General features: G+C 52.0%; 15 protein-coding genes. 1 reads left to right on the top strand and 14 read right to left on the bottom strand.

Annotation, left to right across the window (positions count from 1 at the left end):
• Positions 1–6,165, bottom strand: a complete 6,165-nt coding sequence (locus M1L66_RS13660; RefSeq protein WP_434694248.1) for an SNF2-related protein — start codon at positions 6,163–6,165, stop codon at positions 1–3.
• A 1,496-nt stretch (positions 6,166–7,661) separates the two neighbouring features.
• Positions 7,662–8,006: a TnpV protein gene (locus M1L66_RS13655; protein WP_431835085.1), complete on the bottom strand. Its 345-nt coding sequence runs from the start codon at positions 8,004–8,006 to the stop codon at positions 7,662–7,664.
• Between M1L66_RS13655 and M1L66_RS13650 the strand changes: the two genes are divergently transcribed.
• Positions 8,005–8,607, top strand: a complete 603-nt coding sequence (locus tag M1L66_RS13650) for a hypothetical protein (RefSeq protein ID WP_434693575.1) — start codon at positions 8,005–8,007, stop codon at positions 8,605–8,607. The two genes, M1L66_RS13655 and M1L66_RS13650, sit on opposite strands and share 2 nt — an antisense overlap.
• A gap of 272 nt (positions 8,608–8,879) precedes the next feature.
• Here the strand turns inward: M1L66_RS13650 and M1L66_RS13645 are convergent, their stop codons facing one another.
• The 12 genes from M1L66_RS13645 to M1L66_RS13590 form a co-directional block, all read right to left on the bottom strand.
• Positions 8,880–9,482 carry an alpha/beta fold hydrolase gene (locus M1L66_RS13645; RefSeq protein ID WP_434693573.1) on the bottom strand — a complete coding sequence of 201 codons (603 nt, stop codon included), beginning with the start codon at positions 9,480–9,482 and terminating at the stop codon, positions 8,880–8,882.
• A 408-nt stretch (positions 9,483–9,890) separates the two neighbouring features.
• Positions 9,891–10,106 carry a transposon-transfer assisting family protein gene (locus M1L66_RS13640; protein ID WP_118667383.1) on the bottom strand — a complete coding sequence of 72 codons (216 nt, stop codon included), beginning with the start codon at positions 10,104–10,106 and terminating at the stop codon, positions 9,891–9,893.
• Position 10,107: 1 nt separating this feature from the next.
• Positions 10,108–13,509, bottom strand: a complete 3,402-nt coding sequence (locus tag M1L66_RS13635) for an LPD28 domain-containing protein (protein ID WP_434693570.1) — start codon at positions 13,507–13,509, stop codon at positions 10,108–10,110.
• A 6-nt stretch (positions 13,510–13,515) separates the two neighbouring features.
• Positions 13,516–13,794 carry a hypothetical protein gene (locus tag M1L66_RS13630; protein WP_004798047.1) on the bottom strand — a complete coding sequence of 93 codons (279 nt, stop codon included), beginning with the start codon at positions 13,792–13,794 and terminating at the stop codon, positions 13,516–13,518.
• The gene (locus M1L66_RS13625) at positions 13,791–15,899 is read right to left on the bottom strand and encodes a DNA topoisomerase 3 (protein WP_434693567.1); all 2,109 of its coding nucleotides are present in this window, start codon (positions 15,897–15,899) and stop codon (positions 13,791–13,793) included. The genes M1L66_RS13630 and M1L66_RS13625 overlap by 4 nt, the downstream gene beginning before the upstream one ends.
• The gene (locus M1L66_RS13620; RefSeq protein WP_009003368.1) at positions 15,886–16,089 is read right to left on the bottom strand and encodes a hypothetical protein; all 204 of its coding nucleotides are present in this window, start codon (positions 16,087–16,089) and stop codon (positions 15,886–15,888) included. Before M1L66_RS13620 ends, M1L66_RS13625 begins: the two co-directional genes overlap by 14 nt.
• Positions 16,086–16,850: a DUF4366 domain-containing protein gene (locus M1L66_RS13615; RefSeq protein ID WP_434693564.1), complete on the bottom strand. Its 765-nt coding sequence runs from the start codon at positions 16,848–16,850 to the stop codon at positions 16,086–16,088. The genes M1L66_RS13620 and M1L66_RS13615 overlap by 4 nt, the downstream gene beginning before the upstream one ends.
• Positions 16,840–17,097, bottom strand: coding sequence for a DUF4315 family protein (locus tag M1L66_RS13610; protein ID WP_434693562.1), 258 nt, complete (start codon positions 17,095–17,097; stop codon positions 16,840–16,842). The genes M1L66_RS13615 and M1L66_RS13610 overlap by 11 nt, the downstream gene beginning before the upstream one ends.
• Positions 17,098–17,125: 28 nt before the next feature.
• A complete protein-coding gene (locus M1L66_RS13605) occupies positions 17,126–18,862 on the bottom strand; it encodes a CHAP domain-containing protein (protein ID WP_434693559.1) in 1,737 nt (578 codons plus the stop codon).
• Positions 18,855–19,238 carry a DUF3851 domain-containing protein gene (locus M1L66_RS13600; RefSeq protein ID WP_040005130.1) on the bottom strand — a complete coding sequence of 128 codons (384 nt, stop codon included), beginning with the start codon at positions 19,236–19,238 and terminating at the stop codon, positions 18,855–18,857. Before M1L66_RS13600 ends, M1L66_RS13605 begins: the two co-directional genes overlap by 8 nt.
• Positions 19,235–21,634 carry a VirB4-like conjugal transfer ATPase, CD1110 family gene (locus tag M1L66_RS13595; protein ID WP_118077796.1) on the bottom strand — a complete coding sequence of 800 codons (2,400 nt, stop codon included), beginning with the start codon at positions 21,632–21,634 and terminating at the stop codon, positions 19,235–19,237. Before M1L66_RS13595 ends, M1L66_RS13600 begins: the two co-directional genes overlap by 4 nt.
• On the bottom strand, positions 21,591–22,046 hold the full coding sequence (locus tag M1L66_RS13590) for a PrgI family protein (protein WP_434693556.1): 456 nt from the start codon (positions 22,044–22,046) through the stop codon (positions 21,591–21,593). The genes M1L66_RS13595 and M1L66_RS13590 overlap by 44 nt, the downstream gene beginning before the upstream one ends.
• Positions 22,047–22,060 lie beyond the last annotated feature (14 nt).

The following is a 22,060-nucleotide window of genomic DNA, read 5'->3' as shown; positions in this document are numbered from 1 at the left end:
TTATCGCACCTCCTCATGCTGTTTTGGTTTCTTGTCTATACTGCGGGGCGTCACCGGGCGCTTCAGGCTGTCCAGCACCGAAGGCCGTGTGCTTTTGGCAACAACAGCCTCGGCGTGTGCCTGTCCCTTTCCGTCGATGTTCAGCAAAGTATCCAGCTCCACCAGACGGTCATTTTTGCTTCGCAGTTCTTCTTCATAAAGGAATGGCTTTCCGACTTCCTCCTTTGCGGCAGCCTGCTGCTGATAGAGGTTATCCAGCTGGGCCTTTGCCGCCTCCAGACGCTGGGGCATTTGGGCGAGGGCATTGTCGATACGGGTAAGATTTCCGCGAGGGTCTGTACCAAGGGTTGCCCGGTGGGTCATCTGTCCTTTCAGCAGGAGCGTATACTCCTGTTTCCATGCGGAAAATTCCACGGATATGGCATAGCCCCGGTAGCTGCCGATCTGCACCGGATCGGAGGTTTTGACCTCCTTGCAGGCATCCAAAAGGGCTGCGCCGGCGTTCTCCTTATCGGTCAGCAGATCGCCGCGGATTTCCATACCAGCAAAACCGTCCTCCGGGTGCGGGTGCGCTGCCAAAACCTCCAGATCGGATTCAAAGCCCTTGATAAAGCCTTTGTGCTTTTCAATCTCCTCCGGGAAGTATTTGAGCAGCTGGTCCTCCAGACGATACTGCTTGCTCTGGTGGTCGGCTTTCATCAGCTTTAGGCGGGATACCTCCACATCCAAATCCATACGCTCTTTGATACGGGGGTCTCCGGCACACAAAGCCTTGATCTCTGCAAAACTGAGGGCGGTTTCATCCACATCATCGCAGGAGCGCACCGGCGATTTAGAAGTCATGATCTGGCTGATGAATTTTTGTTTATTCTCCACCGTCTGCCAGAGGTATGCGTCAAAGGTTCCTTCGGTCACATAGCGGTACACATGGACAAGGGGGTTCTGGTTGCCCTGACGCTCGATACGGCCCTTGCGCTGGGCAAGGTCTCCCGGTCTCCACGGACAGTCCAGGTCATGAAGTGCCACCAGACGGTCCTGCACATTGGTGCCTGCGCCCATCTTGGCGGTGCTGCCCAAAAGAACACGAACCTGACCGGTACGGACCTTAGAGAACAGCTCCTTTTTCCGCACTTCGGTATTGGCTTCATGGATAAAAGCGATCTGGTCGGCAGGCATTCCCTGAGCAATGAGTTTCTGACGAATATCGTCATATACCGTAAAGACCGGTTCCTGCTCCGGCAGAGGCACAGAGCCTTCCAATGCGTGAAGCAGTGGATTATCCAGCGTTTTTGCCGCCTTGCTTGCAGGAGCTTTTGCCTGCGGTGTAGAAATGTCGCAGAACACCAGTTGGGTCAGCTTGTCAGCTTTGCCATCCCGCCAGATCTGCATGATGTTGTCCACGCACTGATTGACCTTTGTGCCAGGTTCATCCGGCAGCATCTGGTTGACGATTCTCTGGTCCAGGCCCAGCTTACGGCCATCCGAGGTAATCTTGAGCATATTGTCCTGGGACGGGTCAACGGTTCCGCTGTGTACCAGCGATGCGCGCTCCGAAAGGGTCTTGACCATTTCCTGCTGATGTTCGGTAGGCTGCGCCACGATGTTGTGGTATTCCACCTCCGGGGTAGGCAGGTTCAGTTGGTCGGCGGTCTTGATGTCCGCCACTTCTTTGAACAGGTTCATCAGCTCTGGCAGGTTGAAAAACTTGGAGAATCGAGTACGCGCCCGATAGCCGGTTCCCTCCGGGGCCAGTTCCAGCGCCGTGACGGTTTCTCCGAAACGGCTGGCCCAGCAGTCGAAGTGGGTCATGTTCAGTTCTTGCAGGCGTTCATACTGAAGGTAACGCTGCATGGTGTAAAGCTCGGTCATGGAGTTGCTGACCGGTGTGCCGGTGGCAAAAATCACGCCACGGTTTCCGGTGATCTCATCCATATAGCGGCACTTGGCAAACATATCGGAGGATTTCTGCGCGTCCGATGTGGAAAGACCAGCCACATTCCGCATTTTTGTGTATAGAAACAGGTTTTTGTAGTTGTGTGCCTCGTCCACAAACAAACGGTCCACACCCAGCTGCTCGAAGGTTACCACATCGTCTTTTCGCCCCTCGGCTTGCAGCTTTTCCAGTCTGGTTTCCAGAGACTTTCTGGTACGCTCCAGCTGCTTGACGGTAAAACGCTCGCCGCCACTGGCCTGTACCTCTGCAATCCCCTCAGTGATCTCGTCGATCTGTTCATAGAGAAGCCGTTCCTGACGCTCCCGGCTGATGGGGATACGCTCAAACTGGCTGTGTCCCATGATAATGGCATCATAATCACCCGTCGCAATACGAGCACAGAACTTCTTTCGGTTATGGGTCTCAAAGTCCTTTTTTGTGGTGACTAAGATATTGGCGGAAGGATAGAGACGCAGAAACTCCGACGCCCACTGCTCGGTCAGATGGTTTGGAACCACAAAGAGAGATTTCTGGCACAAGCCCAGGCGTTTGGCTTCCATCGAAGCAGCTACCATCTCAAAAGTTTTGCCTGCGCCTACTTCATGTGCCAACAGGGTATTTCCTCCATACAGCACATGGGCGATGGCGCTTTTCTGGTGTTCCCGCAGGGTAATGGCCGGGTTCATGCCCCCAAAAGTGATATGGCTGCCATCATACTCGCGGGGACGGGTAGAGTTCATTTCTTCGTTGTACTGGCGCACCAAAGTCTGGCGGCGCTCCGGGTCTCTCCAGATCCAGTCCCTAAAGGCTTCCCGGATCGCCTGCTGTTTTTGAGCTGCCAGGGTGGTCTCCTTGGCGTTCAGAACCCGGCGCTCTTTTCCGTCTGCGTCCTCTATGGTGTCATAGATGCGGACATCCCGCAGGTTCAGGCTGTCCTCTAAAATCTTGTAGGCATTGGCACGACTGGTCCCATAGGTGGTATAAGCTGCCACATCGTTGTAGGATACAGAAGATTTCCCCTTGATCTGCCATTCAGCGGTAAAGGACGAATAGTTGACCTCGATACTGCGCTGGAGATAAAACGGGGTGTTGAAGGTCTCATACATAAACTGCTGGATATATTCCTTGTCAATCCAGGTAGCGCCCAGACGCACCTCAATCTCCGACGCATCCAGGTCTTTGGGCTGGGCGGCGGTAAGAGCTTCCACATTGACTGCATAAACCGGGTCCTGCTGTGCGGCCCGCTGCGCCTGACGCAGTTTGCGGCGTACATTGCCGGAGAGGTATTCATCAGCAGTCACATAATGGGGCGTTCCGTCCTGCTCCAACTGTCCCGGTACACGAAAGATCACGCCTTGCAGTTCTCCGGCCAGTGCTTCTTTTGTTTTTCCGGTAAGCTGGCTCATATAGTCCATATCCACGCAGGCTTTTTCCGAGATGGACACCGCCAGTGCTTCGCTTGCCGTATCCACCACAGCCACCGCCTGATGGGGCTTGATGGTCCGTTTGGTGAACATATCCGCCTTGCGCTCCAGCTTTCCGTCCTCGTCAATAACTTCCAGCGCACAGAGCAGGTAATAGGAAGAATCATCTGCATAGGCCAGGCGGTTTGCACGGTCATTGATGAGACCGTATTTGGCAGAAAAACTGTCATAGAGCCGGTTCAGTTCCGCCTGTTTTTGGGTAATGGTGCTGTCTGGAACCACTGCATCCATCTGAAGGTCGATCAGTTCCTGCACACAATCATGCAGTCCCACAAGACCTTTCACGCGGGCTTCGGCGGTGGCGTTGAGATCAGGGCGCACCATGCGGCTGTTTTCCCGGTAGTACACCTGCCCGTCTACAATGGCATAGGAATAGTTCTTCACATTAGGATCGGCAGGAATGGAGGTGTCAATGGCTTCGCCATCGCCCAGCTCCGGCAGCTCTGCCTCCTGATAAGTGCCATGAATGTACTTCACAGCATCATGCAGCTGGTCGGAAAGCTCCAGTCCCGCGATAGGGTTCACGGTGTAGTCCATACCATGTGCAGTGCTTACCGGCTCCTGTCTGCCCAGCACCATTTCCGGGTGGTCGATAAAATACCGGTTGATGGCAAACCCATCCTCCGTCTGTCCGATCTGGGTCCATTCCGGCACGATGTCCAGCGGGCGGTCCCGCTTTTGGAGGAAGATGATGTCCGATACCACCTCGGCACCGGCATTCTTTTTGAACGCGTCATTCGGCAGACGGATCGCTCCCAGCAGCTCAGCACGCTGGGCAAGATAGCGGCGCACGGTGGAATCCTTGGCGTCCATAGTATAGCGGGAGGTTACAAAAGCTACCACTCCGCCGGGACGCACCTGGTCCAGTGCTTTGGCGAAAAAGTAGTTGTGAATACTGAAATTCAGCTTGTTGTAGGCTTTGTCATTGACCTGATACTGACCGAAAGGTACATTGCCGATGGCAAGGTCAAAGAAATCCCGCCTGTCGGTGGTCTCAAAGCCGCCTACTGTGATGTCCGCCTTGGGATAGAGCTGCTTTGCGATGCGCCCGGAAACCGGGTCCAGCTCCACGCCGTACAGACGGCTGTTTCTCATTTCCTCCGGCAGCATACCGAAGAAATTGCCCACACCCATAGATGGCTCCAAAATATTTCCGGTCTCAAATCCCATACGGCCCACTGCTTCATAGATGGCCTGAATGACCGTAGGACTGGTGTAATGGGCGTTGAGGGTAGAGCTTCTGGCGGCAGCGTATTCCGACCGGGTCAGCAGCTCTTTCAGCTGGGCACACTCGGAAGCCCATGCCGGTTTCTCCGGGTCAAAGGCATCAGAAAGACCGCCCCAGCCCACATAGCGGGATAGGACTTCCTGCTGTTCGGGGTTTGCCTGTTGTCCGGCAGATTCCAGCTCTTTCAGCAAACGAATCGCATTGACATTTGCCTGGAACTTGGCTTTCGGACCACCTTCGCCCAAATGCTCGTCTGTAATGCGGAAGTTTTTTGCATTGCGGCGCAGGTTATCCTTGTATTCCTCATAAGATGCTTCCTCGGCAGCTTTGGCATTGGGAAAGGTCTGCCACTGGCCATTGACCTGAATGGAAACCGGGTGTTCATCCAACACTTCCTCAAAGGTTTTCTCCGTCTCAGTCACAGGGGCTGGTGGCTCCGGCTCCTCGATATGCAGTCGTTCCACCACCACATCATAAGGCAGATTGTTCTTATCGCCCGGATAGACGGCCATGGTCTCGGAATGGAAGGTCGGGGATTCGGCAGCCGGTTGGGGCTGTTCCTGTCCAAAGCCATCCAGCTGACGGGCATACATCCCGCGCAGCAAAGGCGCAACTTCATCCCAGCGGAAATACAGCATAGCCAGACGCTTTTCCTCTGCATCCATGACTTCCAGTTCTATGCCCTGTGCCGTGGTACGGTAATCGGCAATATCGCCGGTCTCCAGATTCAGTGTCTCGATCTCACCGGAATAGGCTCTGCTCAGCCAGTAGGCGATCTCGCTGTTGCTCCTGCCGGATTGCAGTAGCGTGAAAATCTGCTTTTTATCCGCTTCATCCATCAGTCCATGAGCCAATACATCCCGCAAGTCCTGATCTGCCTTGTCCGGGTCAATAGGAAGAAATTCGGTATAGTAAGCATTGCGGCGGTCTGCCCGAAGCAGCTGCTCGAACTGTTCTTTGCGCTCTGCCCGGTAGATGGGATATACCATCCCGGTGGGCAGAAGCTGTACGGTGTCCTCCCGCAGCTCGGTGATCTGATAGGCGTCATCCTCGATATACACGGTATCGCCCACGGCATAGACCGGGGCGGCTGGGTCATAGGAGGTTCTTTGCGGAATTGGGCGGCGAACTGCGTCATATTCCTCATCGGAAATGGAAACTTTGGAAGTCTGCTCTGTCTCGGCATCTGCGATCTGCTCGGCATCTGACATCACCTGTTGGATAAACGGGGCATTGTCCAGTTTTTCCGTGTCTGTCACCTGGCCGTTGACGATCCCTCTTTCTTCCAGAGCTTCCCGGATGGCGATGGGGTCGATGTCGTCAAAACGGTCCTGTTCTTCTTCGGTATAGAACCGGTCCTCCTGAATGAGCTGGGCAATCCGGCGCTGTACCTTCGGCCAGGGCAGCTGCGTTTCCTCCGGGCTGCCGGCACGGACAACGAACAGGCTGTTGCTGTTACTGCCGCCGTATTCCTGAGCCAGCCATGCGGCGGTATCTTTTTCTCTTGCATGGTCTTTCATATAGCGGACAACAGCGTGTTTACTCTCGATATTGCCGTTCCATGCACAAAGGGCAGTATCAATATCTTCCTGAGAAAGAGGGCGCAGAAGCTCATGGAGCTTTGGATAGGTCTCGTCGATCACTTCCCGGTGTAAACGCTGACGGAACTCCGGCACATCCGAATAGAGTCGGATCAGCTCCATATCCTTAGAACCAAGGACTGCACGGCGCACAGCGGCATTACCCTCGATGACAGCATTTTCACGGTCAGAATGACCGCAGGCATTGCGATATGCAGTATCCTCAGAAATGGCGGCAGTCACCACAGGTTTATACTGCTCAAACTGCTCCCCAAGGGTAGGCTTTGGTGTTTCTTCCTCCATCTCCGGCTGCTGGGCTTGAATGGCATCTTCTTCAGCCTGTTCCTGTTCAGACTGGATTTTGTCATACTGCGCCTGTTCCTGTTCGGTAAGATAGCGGTCTTTCTGTACAAGTGAGGTAATGCGCTTGGCAACCTTTTCCCAGTTCAAGTGAACATCCGGGCAGTCCTGCTTTTTATAGTGCAGTCCTTTCCCATCGTGATCTTCGCCGCTGTGTGTTGCACCGGACAAGGCATGAGAGCGTCCGCCAATGCCATACTCGTCTTTGAGGAATCTCACTTTCTCCTTATCCGTATGGTTTGCCATGAAGAACGCATAGATACGGCCTTTTCCTCCGGCGAAACTGCTTCCGCTGGTCATGGCGGCGTCGATCTCATCCTCGGTAATAAAGTGCTGGACGGTTGGCACTTGGGAAAGGTCTGAAGAAAAGGTCCTGCGGGGCAGGTCAAGGTCCTTCAGGTTCTCCCAGATCTCCCTTGGTCTGTGATAGTGAAAACGCAACAGGTCACGGTCCTGCTGATAGGCAGTCCAGAAGGCGGCGTATTCTTCCTTGAGTGTCTGGCGGAAAGCCGGGTCACTCAGCTGCTCCGTCAGGCGGCGGGTCTCCTCCGGGAAACCATTGCCTTTGATCTCTGACAGACAGGACAAATATCCGGCTTTTCTGGCGTCCTCACTGAGATCGTGATACAGATGCCAGAGCTTTTCCGAGAGGAGGGAGCGTTCATAGCCTGCCGCTTCTGCAAGCTCCACATTGGAGGCAAACTGACCACTTTCCAAAAGCTCCCCGATACGCTCTGCGGCGCTCTCCCAGGAAATGACCTGGGCAGACCTGTCATAACGGGCAGACTTCCCGTGGGAAAGATGGATACCATCATCGGCATACCATGCGCTCACACTGCCAAGGCCGTTGCCGCCGTGGTACAGCGTTTTCAGTATCTCGGCAATCTCAGCGGTGGTTTTCTGCTTTTCAAAGGCTGCAACCACACGCTCCCTTTGACGGTCTGTATTGCCGCCCAAACGCAGCACATGGTCAATGTCATTTTGGGCAAAAGAAAAAGCAGAGGATGTATGCGCTACATTCTCTGCTTCATCTATGGATTGGATCTGTTCCGCTTCGGAGAGGAACAGGTTTAGAGTCAGCTGTTGATAAGCTCCGCCATCAGGATTTCCTCGGCCTGAGCTTTGCAGGTGTTCATCAGCCCCACCCACTTCATGGGATCGCTGGCTTTCAGTTCCTCGGTGGCTCCCGCTTCCTTCGTCAGCTGGGGCATCATCTGCTCCAGTCTGCTCTGGGCGGTCTCGTCGATCTCCAGAAGGTGCGGGTACAGCTTCTCGCTCAGCAACATCTGGTTGTAGAGGATGGGACGGTGTTCCTTCAGGTAGGTTTTCCTCATCCTGCCGTACTTGCCCAGGGGTTTCTCCGGCTGCTGGCTCAGCTTCAGGTCGGGAATCAGATAGTCTCCGTTCTGGATATAGGTCATGGGATTGTTCATCTTGTTTGCTCCTTTCTTGGTTGGCTTCGCGCTCTGCATTTCGGACGGTAACGCCGATCTGCCGCAGCACCTGCTGGTTGATCTGGCTGACCGCTGTTCCCATCGCTCCGATGGTTGCCGGAGTATTGAAATCAAAGATCGCCATGAAATCTTCGTGGTCGAAGTAGCGTTCCGGTTCCAGTCCACAGCGGGACATCAAAGCATAAGTGATACTGACGGTGGCTGCTGCCTTGAACTGTACTCCGATGTTAAACTCATCATATTCCTCCAAAAAGGAACCGTCAACGATATAGAAGAAGTCCTGCTGATGCTCCGTCCAGTATTCCTCAGCCAGTTTTCCGGCTACCTTAGTGAGCTGTCCGGCAAGGTCATCACCGGAAACATCATAGGTGCGCTCCAGCATGACCTGCACGGAATCCAGATGGCGCTCCTCCAGCTGCCACAGCCAGGGAGTGCGGGAATGTTCACAGGTTCCGGTGTCGGAAATGTCAAAGACATAACGCAGGCGAGGTCTGTCCCCGGAATCGTCCACCAGAGCGATCCCTTTGGAACCGCGCCTTACATACCGGCCCATCTTTTCATTCCATAAATCGTACTCCGCACAGGCGGTGGCGTCCGGTCGCTGGGCATAGATCATCAGCTGCTCATGGAACGGGTACTTGTAAAGGCGGGAAGCAGTAGTGAGAAACCCTGCCCATTCCTGCCAGCTTCCCGTGAGCTGCGTTGTCACCTTCTCCGCCATCTGTGCATATAGTTCAGCTTTGGTTGGCATGGTGTTCTGTCCTCCTTTCGGTTTTTGGGTAAAAGAAAAGCAGGAAACCTAAACGATTTCCTGCTAAGTAAAACTGTGAATATTACATTTTAGTTATTTAATATCTCTGCAATCGTGTTTGGTGCATATTTATTGAGTTCATGTCCTGCATTTGGAACGATGTGCAAAGTGGCTTGGGGTAGCAGTTCTTTTAGCCTTTTAGAAGCCTTTAGATTGGCAGCATCCTTTTTGCCACACAAAATTGTCACTGGACAACGAATATTGTTTAATTGAGAAGTAAAATCCAATGACCGCATAGAGTGAGCCAATTTTATGGTGCTGCTTTTTGATAGTCCCATACTTTCAAAAGTCTTGTCTGGCATACAACGGAAGATAAGATTTTGAAAATCTATCAGTAAACTTGGAACTTTATATTGTGCGCCAATCAAAACCAGCGAAGCCACTTTTTCTTCATGCCGAATAGCAAAATCAATCGCAAGAAGCGCACCTAACGAAAGGCCGCAGATACGAAGCGGCTCTTTTACTTCTGAATACCGCTGTTCTAAATCGCCCAAAATCTGCGAATATGATATTTCATCTTCTGCTGAAGAAAAAAGTTCTGGGCAATCGACATCGGAAATTGATAGTTGTTGGACTACTTCTTTCCAGTCCTGTGCAGTTTGTCCCAACCCATGTAAAAGAACCGTTTTCATTAAACACCTCCTAAGTTCAAGATAATCATCAATGCACAAACAAACTGGAATTGTTTACTGTTTCTTCTTTACAACGAAACCAATAACGAACAAAATAATTGCAGGAATTACCAAAAACAAAGCATTTACTAACACCCACAAATAAAAAGGTGCAGAGTTTAGCGATGTTGAGTATTGAGTATAATCAACGATGCTCTTAATAACAAATACAATCAACAGAATGAGACTCACAATGTTGCATATCATAGGTACTTTCTGTTTCATTCTAAACACCTCAATAAATTATTGTTTGTTGCTTAGATTATACTTCATCCATCTCTCTAAGTATAGTGGGATATTGTGATGAAAGTGAGAGAAATCGCTTATCCGTCAGACAATTTCTCTCACTATATTTTTTACACGATAAATTTACTGGTCAAAATCCGGGTACAGCTCCAGCTGGGAAAAGTCCTCATCGGTCATCACGCAGAGCTTCATAAGGGCGCTGTCGGTCAGCTCACTCAGTTCCGTTTCCTCCGGTGATAGCTCGCCGCGCATCTCACGCAGGCTGTCGATCAATCCGGTGCGGCTACCGGTATTGTAAATGCACATCAGGTTCATTTCCTCAAAAGTAAAGTTTCCCATATCAAATCTCCCTTTCCGCACTCTTTTTGGGCGCTGTCTTTTTGTGTTCTGCCTTGGGCTGGCTTTTCAGCTGCTCCATGACGGACTTTTTCTTTTCCCGTTCCTCCCGATGGGCAGCGGCAGCCAAATCCATGAGGGAAATGGGCTGACCGCTGCGGGCCTGCTGTTCCAGCTCTGCTACCGTAGGTTCCTTTACGCCATTATTGATGATACCGTCGATCATGCCGTAATCGTCCTCCACGGCCATCTCCGCATTTTTCAGCGGATTTTCCGGCAGGAATCCGGGGATCTGGGTAAAGCCAACACTGTCACAGTAATGATAGGATACCTTACCATCCTGCTTGATCGCAACGATGTCACTGACACTCATAGAAGGGCTGTGAAAATCCGCCGGTTTTTGCAGATTAAACTGCTCATATAGTTTTTCCAGCTGCTCCGGTACCGTGCCAGACTCCCTCAGCGGAGCAGTGTAAATGAGATCATAATTGCTGCGCTCTATGGAAATATCATGGGACTTTAGCCAGTCCAGATTCATAAAGCGCACATTCTGCGGATCGTCACGACTTACCTGATAGATGGCAAAGCAATCTCTGTTCTGAGCGAGAAATGCTTGTTCCCGTTCCTGCTGATGTTCCTGGCGCTCCATGACCTTTTCGTGGAACTGAGGGCTTTTCTCCCATTCCTCACGGTCCACACCGAAAAGGCCGCCATGATCCATGATTTCCTGCGAGTCAAATACCATACTCTCCGTATTGTCCTCATGCAGCACATAGACAGTCAAACCAGCGGCATCCAGTTCCAGCGCCCGTTCTCTGGTGACAGGGAGCATCCCATCATAGAAGTAGCCGTATTCCTGCATATCTGATGTGGATACCTGCTCATCAGGCATGGGGTATTCATCCAGTGCCTGCTCCTGTGCTTCCGGCAGCTGGGAAGAAGCAGCCATCTGACTGGCCTCTGCCTGCATCTGCTGGTAGACAGCTTCCTGCAAGGTCTCAATCATGGACAACGGTGCGTATTTTACAGAGTCTCTGCCCAAATCGTTGTCATCACAAATCTGGAGAACTGCCTTCATGCGAGAAATCTCCGGCATATCCAGCTGACCACCATCCAGCTCTTTCATGGACGCGGCATCGTAAAGGGTATAGTCCCAGCCGCTGTCACAGGACTGGATATGAAGATAGGTGGCATCGTCAATCAGAAACAAAGCCTCCTGCTGGTTGGCATCCGCCCCCAGCACTTCCATTTCTGGCATTGCCGCAGCCAGTTCCTTTACCGCTTTTTGTACCAGAGGACTATCACGGTAATAGTCGATTGCCTGGATGGTGTCCAGGTCAATGGTCTGGCCGGTCAAAATCGGAAAAGGTCCTTCATAGTCGCTTCCGTCTTTCAGCTCAAAACCAATGCCCTTGATCCCGTTCATTCGTTCTGCCGGAATCTCCTGATAAATGCGGATTGCTTCCTCCAAAGACAGGTTATCGTGGTATTCTCCGAGGTTTGGAAATTCCATGCACTCTGCTACATAGTAGGTCAGATCGCCGGTCTGCTGTCTATCAGATACCTTAGCGGCATCTTCTGGCTGCTCTATCGGGGCGGGTTCCGGCTCTACCTTTGCATGAGGGTCGATTCCGCGCTCTTTGCAGATTTCCTTATAGTGGCGCTCAATGTCGGAGATCAAAGTGCCGGAGGTTTTGTTGATGGTCTCCAAACTGGCTCTCAGTTCTTTCAGCTCCTTGCCTTGACTCCAACTGGCAATATAGCCAAAGCTGTTTTCTCCTGTCTCGATGCCAAAATACTTGCAGACCGCATAGGAGATGCTTTCAGCCTCCACTTCTTCCGTGTGACGATCTTTCCTCTGTTTCTGCAAAAACTGGGAGAGGGTAGAAAAGCCACCGGTAAAATTCAGCCCTTTTTCCTCGGTCAGCATCAAGCGTCCATCTTCCGTCAGTTCCAACGGCTCTGTCAGCAGAACGGAGCCTGCATGGTTTACAACCACTCGTTCTTCCACACAGACCGGATCTCCAGGATCGTAGTCAGAACCGCGCAGATCATAGCAATAAACGCCCTCTGGCAGATTATCGCGAGCAATCCGTCCGTTGGAGAACAGACCAAGTTTATCAAACAGCTCGATCTCCTGATATTGCTCGTCATTGGCAATCTGGATCTTTTTCTGATTGTGGAGCTTGCTGTGAGCAATCTCGTGAACCGTGGCCGAAACCGTCTGCACCTCGCTCATGCCCTGACGAATGGCAATTTTCTGATGATCGGCAGAAAAATAGCCGTCCGTATCGGCGGCCATTGCTTCAAAAGTAATCGGCACCGGTGCGCTGCGGCGCAGGGCCTCCATGAATGCCTCATAATTTGGCACATTGCCGGAAAGGGAGGAAGCAAGCTCTGGCAAAGGTTTCCCGTCGGTCTGACTCACATCAAAGACCTTGACAGGGCGAAACATGGGAATCTCGATTTCTTTTTCCTCTGTGACGATCTTTCCGTCTTTATCCAGAATCGGAGCCTTGGTATCTGGGTCCAGCTTCTGCTCCTCGATTTTCTTCTTATACGGTGTGGGAGCGATGATGGTAATGCCATGCTCGCCCTTTTTTACATGACGCTCAAACTGGTCTTTCCACTTATTGTATCCGGCTACCAATGTGGCGTCCGGCTTCTGCATATAGATGAGCATGGTGTTGTTTACCGAATAGCGGTGAAATCGGGACATGACGGACAGATAGCGCATATACTTTTCGCTTTCAAACAGTTCTTTGATACCCTGCTCGATGCCATCTGTGATTTCCCTTAGCCGTTCTCGGTTGGTGGGTTTATTCTCAGCCATGATTTTCAATCTCCTTTCCAAGTGTGTGATTTCTGCTGTGTGTTCTGCAATCCATGCCTTTTGTTCTTCTTCACTTTCATAAAGAAAAAGGTCCAGCAGGTACTCTACATAGGCTTTCTTCTGGATTGCTTCCACAAAACGGGGGTGCGGTTCTTCCTCCGGTGTCCTGGGAGAACGGTCGGCTTCCCATTTTTTCAACAGATAGTAGTAATCGGACAGTACACGGTAACAGCGCTGTCGATCCTCCCGAAACTTCTGTGCCTCGTTTTTTTGCCGGACATATCTCCTGCGGGGCGGGGCCTGACTGTCATAGATCAGGCCAAAGTCCTGTGCCAGTTTCTCCGCCGCTTCTTTTGGGGAGAGGTCAAAGAGCTTTGCGGTAAAGTCGATCACATCCCCATCTTCACCGCAGCCAAAGCAGTGGAATCGCTGGTCTACCTTCATGCTGGGGTTCTTATCATCGTGAAAAGGACAGCAGGCCATGCCATTTCGCCTGACTTTTATCCCATAAAACTCTGCCGCTTCTCTGGTGTTGACCGACTGCTTGACTGCTTCAAATACATTCTCTGCCATGTGCCTTTAACTGCCGGACTTTTTCACAGGGGGCTGGTATCCGGCGGCTTTCGCACGCTCACTGGCAGCTTTGCGGCGTTCTGCGCTGTATGGCTCCCTGACTGATACACACCGCTTAGGGACGGTAAAGTTATGGGCGTCCTTTCGGGTGATCTGGTCGGGGTGCTTTTTTGCCAGCAGTTCCAGCTTCTCCATCAGGCGGGGATCGTGGGTGTAGACCTCAGCCATTGGTTCTGCCTGGTTATAGAGGAGAATGGTTTCCCGTTCCACTAAAGAGAGCTTCATCGGCTGCCTCCTTTCCGCTGGTCAAATTCCAGCTTGAAATTGGCATACTGTCCATCGTCCTCCAAAACCACAGTGGCATCGTAGGTCTTGCCGGTTTTCTCCGAATATAACCCCGTCACACGGACACGGCCATCGTTCAGCAGCGCAGACACCACAGCCTTGGTCGGCTGTTTTTTCTTGGCAGCCCACCATTTGTTGTTTTTCCAGATTGCAAATTTGCAAGAATCATTCTGACAGAAGAAGCCTTTTTGCAGTTCTGCAACTTCACCGCCGCAGCGAGGGCATTTGCCCACCACCTCACGGGGCGGAGTGAACAGGTACTCAGTTCCCTTGATGACCTGATAAGTCCCCACCAGATCTTTCAGCATGGTGCTGATCCCGGCCAGAAACTCCTCTGGGGCAAGCTGCCCGCGCTCGATCTCGCCCAGGCGATACTCCCACTCGGCAGTCAGAAGCGGCGATTGCAGTTGTTCCGGCAGCACCGTGATAAGGGATACTGCATCGTGGGAAGGAAGAAGCTGTACCGTTTTTCTGTTCTTTTTTCGCTCCAGAAAACCGGCAGATACCAGCTTTTCCAAAATACCGGCACGGGTGGCCGGTGTCCCCAGACCTTTTCTCTCAGCATCCTCTGGCATATCATCTTTCCCGGCAGTCTCCATTGCGGACAATAGGGTGTCCTCCGTAAAGTGCTGAGGCGGACTGCTTTTGCCTTCTTTGACGATTGCCGCAGCAACCGAAAGGGTCTGGCCTTCGGTCAGCTCCGGCAGAGCTTTCTCTGCGCCTTCTTTTTTCGTCTCTGCATCCTTCATTTTGGCACGGTAAGCGTCCTCCAATGCTTTCCATCCGGGGTGCTTCACTGTTTTTCCTTTTGTGGTAAACTCCCCATCGGCACACGCTGCAATCACAACGGTTTCCGAATAGATATGGGGCTGGGCTACGGCGCACAGCAGACGCAGGGCCACCAGCTCCAGCACCGCTTTTTCTCCCGCTGGAAGTGCAGAAAGGTCTGCTTCCTTGAGATTTCTGGTAGGGATTACTGCGTGGTGGTCGGTTACTTTCTTATCGTTGATGACCGTATGCGGATCACAGGTAATGGCGATCCCTTTGCGAAACGGCATGGCATTGGCAACCAGATTCACCAACACCGGCAGGCTGTCTGCCATATCGCCGGTCAGATAGCGGCTGTCAGTACGGGGATAGGTGCAGAGCTTCTTTTCATACAGGCTTTGCAGATAGTCCAGGGTCTGCTGGGCTGTAAATCCAAGCAGGCGGTTGGCATCTCTTTGCAGAGTAGTCAGGTCATAGAGGGCAGGCGGCTTTTCGGACTTTTCCTTGCACTCCACCTTTTTGATTGTGACATTTGCACCCTGACAGGCTTCTTTCAGCTGCTCGGCAGCAGCCTTATCCGCCATGCGCTCCCCGGATACGGTAAGACCGGGCAGCTCCAGCGCCACGGTATAAAAGGGAACCGGCTGAAAGGTGTCGATCTCAGCTTCTCGCTGAACAATAAGCGCCAGCGTCGGGGACATCACGCGCCCGATGTTGAGGGTTCGGTGATACAGCACGGAAAAAAGCCTTGTCGCATTGATCCCCACCAGCCAGTCGGCCTTGGCACGGCAGAGGGCAGCATCCCGAAGTCCGTCATAATCCGCACCGGGGCGCAGGTTTGCAAAGCCTTCCCTTATGGCAGAGTCCTCCATCGAAGAAATCCAGAGCCTTTTCATCGGCTTCTTGCAACCTGCCAGCTCATAGACGCTACGGAAGATCAACTCGCCCTCGCGTCCGGCATCGCAGGCATTTACCACCTCCGAAACATCCGGGGCATTCATCAGCTTTTTGAGAATATCAAACTGCTTTTTCTTATCCTTTCCCACCACCATCTGCCAATACTCCGGCAGAATAGGCAGGTCATCATATCGCCACTTGGCATACTTGGGGTCATAGCTGTCTGCATCCGCAAGACCGGCCAGGTGGCCCACGCACCAGCTGACACGCCAGCCGTTGCCCTCCAGATACCCGTCCTTACGGACGGTTGCACCGATCACCGCCGCCAAACTCTGGGCAACCGATGGTTTTTCGGCAATTACCAATTTATGTTGAGCCATGATGGTTTCTCCTCTCTTTGAGCCATCGGGACATTTCCCGGTGACAGATACCTACGCAGGGCCTTCCATAATTCCCGCAACCATAGCAGGGGTGGCTGTGGGGTAAAGAAGGAGGACGGGAAGTTTCCTTCCCGCCCTCCGGCCTGCGTGTCATCATGCGTTCATAGGGACTGTCTGTGAATCGGGTCATTTCACGCTGTCCTCGTCATCTTCTTCTGTGCTGCCCCCGTCAGCATCCGGCTCGTCCGACTCCTCATCCTCGGTTTCCCATTCCTCGGAATCTTCCTCGCCATAATCATAATCGTCCAGACTGTCATTGCCCTTGGTCTTAGGCTTATTCTTAACGAGCTTCAAGTAGGCAAATACGCCACCGCCTCCCAGCAGAGCCAGCAAAAGGACTATCGCAGCCGGGTTCAATCTGGCAGGCTTCTCTTTTTCCGGCTCCGATGTTTCTGCCGGAGGTTCCGGTGCTTTGCCCGTACATTTACTCTTATCAGTTGCGCAGACCGGGCAGGCCGTATTGACTGCCCCTGCTTCACATTTTGTTGAACAGCTGCATACCGCAGGCATCTCCTCTTTGGGTTTTCCATCTTCCATCAGCGCCGCAAGGTCTGCATCGTCCACCTGATTCAGAAAGTGAACAGCAGTCTCCTTGTCCTCATTCGCCCTATCAATCAGGATGTAAAAGTAATTTCCAGCTTTGGTCGTAACAGTAATAAGCTGCTTATTGCCTCCAAAATCATCCACCAATGCCGCATTCCCCTCCGGTGTAAGTGCCGGTGCCGGTTCTGTTTCTTCCACAATCACATTGCTGTCATTGGTAGAATCCTCTGCCGGTGCCGCCGGAGCCTGTTCTGACCCCTGTGCGAAAGCAGGGATCGTAAAGCCAAATGCCACAACCATTGTCAGGCAAAGGGCGGAAAGTGTTTTGCAAATTCTTTTATTCTTCATAAGCGGTAGCCTCCTGATTATTTGATTCCGACAGTGCTGTATCTCTGCCGTGGTTCATTCCACCGGAAAGCATAGCGTTCAGCTGTGCTGGAGTCATGCGTAACGCACGAACCATCTGAACGATTTCCAGATTCTCTGCCTCCGTTTTCTGTGCTTCCAAGGTCTTGAGCTTTTCCTGATATTGCGCAATCTTCTCACGGGTTTTCTCAATTTCCTGGTCGATACGTTCAATTTTGTTTTTTGCCATAACCGTTCACTCCTTTCCACAAAGTCTGTTACCAGTTCATCAGGCCGTAGCCCTTAATACTTTGATAATTCAGGTCATAACTTTTGATCTTGCAGGCATCGCCGGAATTTCCCTCCACGGTATAAACACGGCTGCCATCCGTACCGATCACGATACCCACATGGTCTGCTGTCCCATCCAAATCCCAATCAAAGAAAATTGCATCTCCGGGAGCCAGATTGTTATAGCCTCTTGCACCCCATTGTCCATGAGACTGGAACCACGGAACGCCCTGCCACTCACAGCCTGCAAAGCGCGGCTCACTTTTTCCAGCCTGGTTATAACACCAGGATACAAAGCAGGCGCACCACTCCACGCGGCTGTCAAAGCCATACCAGCTCCAATAAGGATAGCCGCCCACATTGCCGACCTGACGCTTGGCCAGCTCCACCAACTGCGGATTTCCGGGACGGGTTCCATTTACGAACTGTACACCGGTCAAGTCCTCGGAATTGCTCATGTCAGGGGAACCACCGCCAAACAACAGCGGCTTATTGCCCATGGTCTGCCGGTAAACCTGATACATTTCCATCTGCTCCGGGGTCAGTAACTCCGACGCCACAGCGGAAATGGGCTTGCTGGTGAGTTTCACATTCAAAATGTAATACTCATAGGGGACTTCTTCTGAGGTGGTCTCGCCGGTCTCCGGGTCGGTGGAGGACTCCGTGCGGTAGCGAATCTCCACTTCCTCAGTAAGCGTCAGCTGATACTGTGCTGCAAACACACGCGCCAGCTCTGCCTGAGCGCTCTGCCGGGTGTAGCCTTGCAAAACGGCAGACAGAAATGCTGCCAGCTCATGAGGGTCATGACCGATCATACCAAGGTCATAGCGATACTCGTCATACCCTGGGTGGCTGCTTTCTATGTTGTCGATTTCCTCCTGCAACTGGGCTTCTCTGGCTGCATAATCTGCCTCCACCGCCAGCATTTCCGGGTCATCCGACGGATAGGTGGTGCCGGAGAGAACGGAACCGATGCTCTGCGCCATCATGGAGCAGGAGGACATGGTATTCATCAGCATACAGGTAATGAGGAACAAAACCCCTGCCATCAGGAAACCCTTCTTGTGGCGCATGACGAATGCCCCTGCCTGCTGTACCTTTTCTTTTACCGTCCTTGCGGCTTTTCCGGTTTTGGATGCAGCCTGGGCGGTATTTCCGGCAGTCTGACCGGCGTGTTTGGCGGCGGCATACTGCTTTTTGATGGCCTGTTTTTGCTGCCAGCGGGAAAGAGGGTTGCTGGCAAACTGGGGATTTTCCTGCAAAGATTTCTGGTACAGAACATTTACATTTGCCTTTTCCAGTTGACGCTCTGCCTGGGCTACTTTGCGGTACGGCTTCAGCTTGTGGCTGCGATAGCCCTCCCGCACCAGATAAGCGCCGGTCTCCACCGCTTCCTCGGACTTGTGGGCGCTTTCCACGCCCACATTGTCCTGCTCTGTTTCCCGGATCTCTTTGTGGAGCTTGCCTGCGACCAGATGGACGGGAGCTTCCCTGACTCCTTGAGAAACTTTGGAAGGTGGCTTTTTCTTGTCCTCAAAGGTCAGCTTCGAGGTCTTTTTTCCGGTATCCGGGTCAATGACCGTCTGCCTGACCTTTTTCTTTGGGATATTGGCCTGCGCCTTATCTGCTCTGGCCGCAGCTTTCTCCGCTTTACGGATCGGCTTTTCCAGTGCAGGATCAGACCGTTCCTCATCAGTAAAGCGCAGGCGCGGCTCTTTATTCAAACCATTCTCCCAGCATGAGGGAGGACATCATGTAGTGCAGCTCTGCATAAATGGCCATTCCCACAGGATCGTTGAACATACAGCCGGACAGGTAGGCATAAAACTGTGCCACCACATCGGACAGGATCTTCGCCTCTGTTCCTTCCAAAATCAGGCCGCCCATACCTTCTTTAGCACGAATGGCGCTCCAGACCTCTGCCAGACGGAGAAGCCCCACCTGACCGGTCTCATTCAGTTCGGCTGCCTGATCTGCCGCCGTGCGGCACTCACTTACCGCATCGGCCATGACCGTAAGCAGCTGGCTGCGCTGGGCATTTACCGCCCTGTCAAAAAACATCAGCGGGTTTTTATTCAAAATGTTGGGGTTCATAATCATTCATCCTCCTTTTTCAATTCTTGAGGTTTGGTGGTCATAATGCGGTAAAGTTCGGTGTTCTTCGGGAAGTGGTCTACAAACGGCAGGATCGTGGAGCCATAGAACAGCAGGCCCTCGCCCTCACCGGAGTGGGTCACATAGCTAAGCTGGTGCGTGGAAATCCCCAGTTGCTTCGCCAAAATCTGACGGTCTCCGCCTGCCTGGTTAAGCATATACACGAAGTCCGAGTTTTCAAAGATGTTCTCTACCTCGCGGCTGCTCAAAAGGTCTTTGACATTCTGGGTGATACCTGTCGGAATACCGCCCCATTTTCTGAATCGCTTCCAGATTTCCACCGTATAGGCGGCGGTCTGCTCCTCCTTCAAAAGCAGGTGCATCTCGTCGATGTAGTAACGGGTGGACTTGTGGGCGGCACGGTTGATGGTAACGCGGTTCCATACCTGATCCTGTACCACCAGCATACCGATTTTCTTGAGCTGCTTGCCCAGTTCCTTAATGTCATAGCAGACAATCCGGTTATCAATGTCCACATTGCTCTGATGATTGAACACATTCAAAGAACCCGTTACATAAATTTCAAGAGCCGTAGCGATATACTGGGCTTCCTTTTCCTCCTGTTCCCGAAGCAAGTTATAAAGGTCCTCCAAAATCGGCATATTCTCTGGCTTTGGGTCATTGAGATATTCGTTGTAAACCAGCCGTACACAACGGTCAATAATGGTTTTCTGCACCGGCTGCAAGCCCTCCTTACCGCCCACGATCAGCTCACACAAGCTGAGGATAAAGTCAGACTTGAGTGACAGCGGGCTTTCATCATCCGAATAGTCCAGATTCAGATCCATCGGATTGATATAGTTGGTTGAAGTAGGTGAGATCTTGATGACCTGCCCATGCAGACGCTCAACAAGAGGTGCGTACTCCGCTTCCGGGTCACAGATAATGACATCATCACTGGTAAGCAAAAAGCAGTTGGCAATTTCTCGTTTTGCGCTGAAGGACTTACCGGAACCCGGCGTACCCAGAATCAGGCCGTTGGGGTTTTTCAGCAGCTTTCTGTCCACCATAATGAGGTTGTTTGACAGAGCATTGATGCCGTAGTACAGGGCTTCTTTCCCGTTCTGGAACAGTTCCTGCGTAGTAAAGGGCACAAAGATAGCTGTGGAACTGGTGGTCAGTCCTCGCTGAATCTCAATCTGATTGAGACCCAGAGGCAGACAGCTCATCAGCCCTTCTTCCTGCTGGAAGTCCAGCCTGGTCAGCTGACAGTTATACTTCTGGGCAATAGAGCCTGCCTGAAAGATGTTGTTGCCAAGCTGACGGGGATTGTCCGCTGTGTTCAGCACCAGAAAGGTCAAAAGGAACATTCTCTCATTGCGGCTCTGCAAATCCTGCAAGAGTTTTTTCGCTTCACTGCCGTAGGTAGCAAGGTCAGATGGAATGATGTCCATGTCGTATCCGGCACGGACTGCTTTTTTCTGTTCCTCGATCTTGCTGCGGTCCAGGTCGGTAATCTTTCGCTTTACCGTTTTGATGGCTTTCACCTGATCCACCGACTGAATGTGCATACTCACAATGAGCGAGCTTTCCATATCCAGAAAATCAGCCAGCAGACGGTCATTCAGTTCCGGTGCGAGAATCTGCAAAAAAGAAACAGTCCCGTATTTCTTACCCATACGGAACTGCTTGCCGGTGCGGAACTCAAAGGAGCTTGGTGCAATAAAATCCTTTGTGGACAGACCGGAAGGAGCCAGCCAGTCCCATTCAAACTGAAACGGGAGTTGTTCATCCATGTGGAATACCGCATGAAGCTGAAAAAGCCTTTCTTTACCGTCCAGCGTTCTGGCAGCTACACCAAGACGCTTGAAGTTATTAAGTATATCGGTCTCAATACGCTCCAGACGGGGCTTGGCGGCTTTGATGCTGTCCGCGTCGATACCAAAGGTCAGATATTTGGTCTTGATGAGACCGTTGTTACCTCTGGCCAGCTGATTTTGCAGCATTGTGGTGTATTCCTCGCGGATACTGTCAAAGGCGTCCCTCTGGGGCGGGATGGAAATGGAGTTAGCAAAGGTCTCCTCCGATGCCGCAAGGTTCAAAAAAGACAGCTGGAAATGAATCGAGCTGTCAAAATAATTGAGGAAATCACACCACCCCTCAAAGATTGCCGTCTTATCTTCGTTTTGGGAGAGCTGATAGTTGATGTCCTGAAACTGGATGGTCTTTGTGTAGTGGCTGTCCGATATGCGGCAGATTCCGTCCGGCCACATCCGTTCATAAGGGATACTGTCCTGCGCAGATTTTCCTTTTTTGTCCGTGCGGTTAGCGCGGGCAATGGCCGCTTCGATCTGCTTCTTATCGGCGCGGGACAGCTTTTTCTTTGTCTTTACCGGCTGCACAGTTTTTTCCTCGGTTTTTCCGAACACCCGATGCAGCCATTTTTTTATTGCGGTGAACAATGTCATACACCTCCTTATCGAGCATTTCCTGCCGCTTTAATACGGCATAAAAGTTGTTGGTCTGGTAAGGTCGCTGCTTTGAACGGATCACAGCTACTTTGAGAATGTTGCCCACGATCTTTTCCAGGGGCTGTCCATGCTTTTCGTACATAGCCAGCATAAAGAAGGGCAGCATAACCAGCATCATACACATAGCCGCTACACTGTTTCCGGTAGGTTTTCTGAGCAAAAAGAAAAGCGGTACGCCAATAAGCGCTCCGCCCGTGAAGCAGATAAGCTGCCGCTTGGTCAGATTGAACATGACCTTTGTTTTGACTTTTGTTAAGTCCTTGGGTACGGGTACATAAGCCAATGTGGAAACCTCCT

The sequence above is a fragment of the Hungatella sp. SB206 genome, assembly GCF_051132295.1.
GTDB lineage: Bacteria > Bacillota > Clostridia > Lachnospirales > Lachnospiraceae > Hungatella > Hungatella effluvii.
Note: the sequence above shows the minus strand (reverse complement) of the source record. Positions and strands in the feature narration are given on the sequence as shown.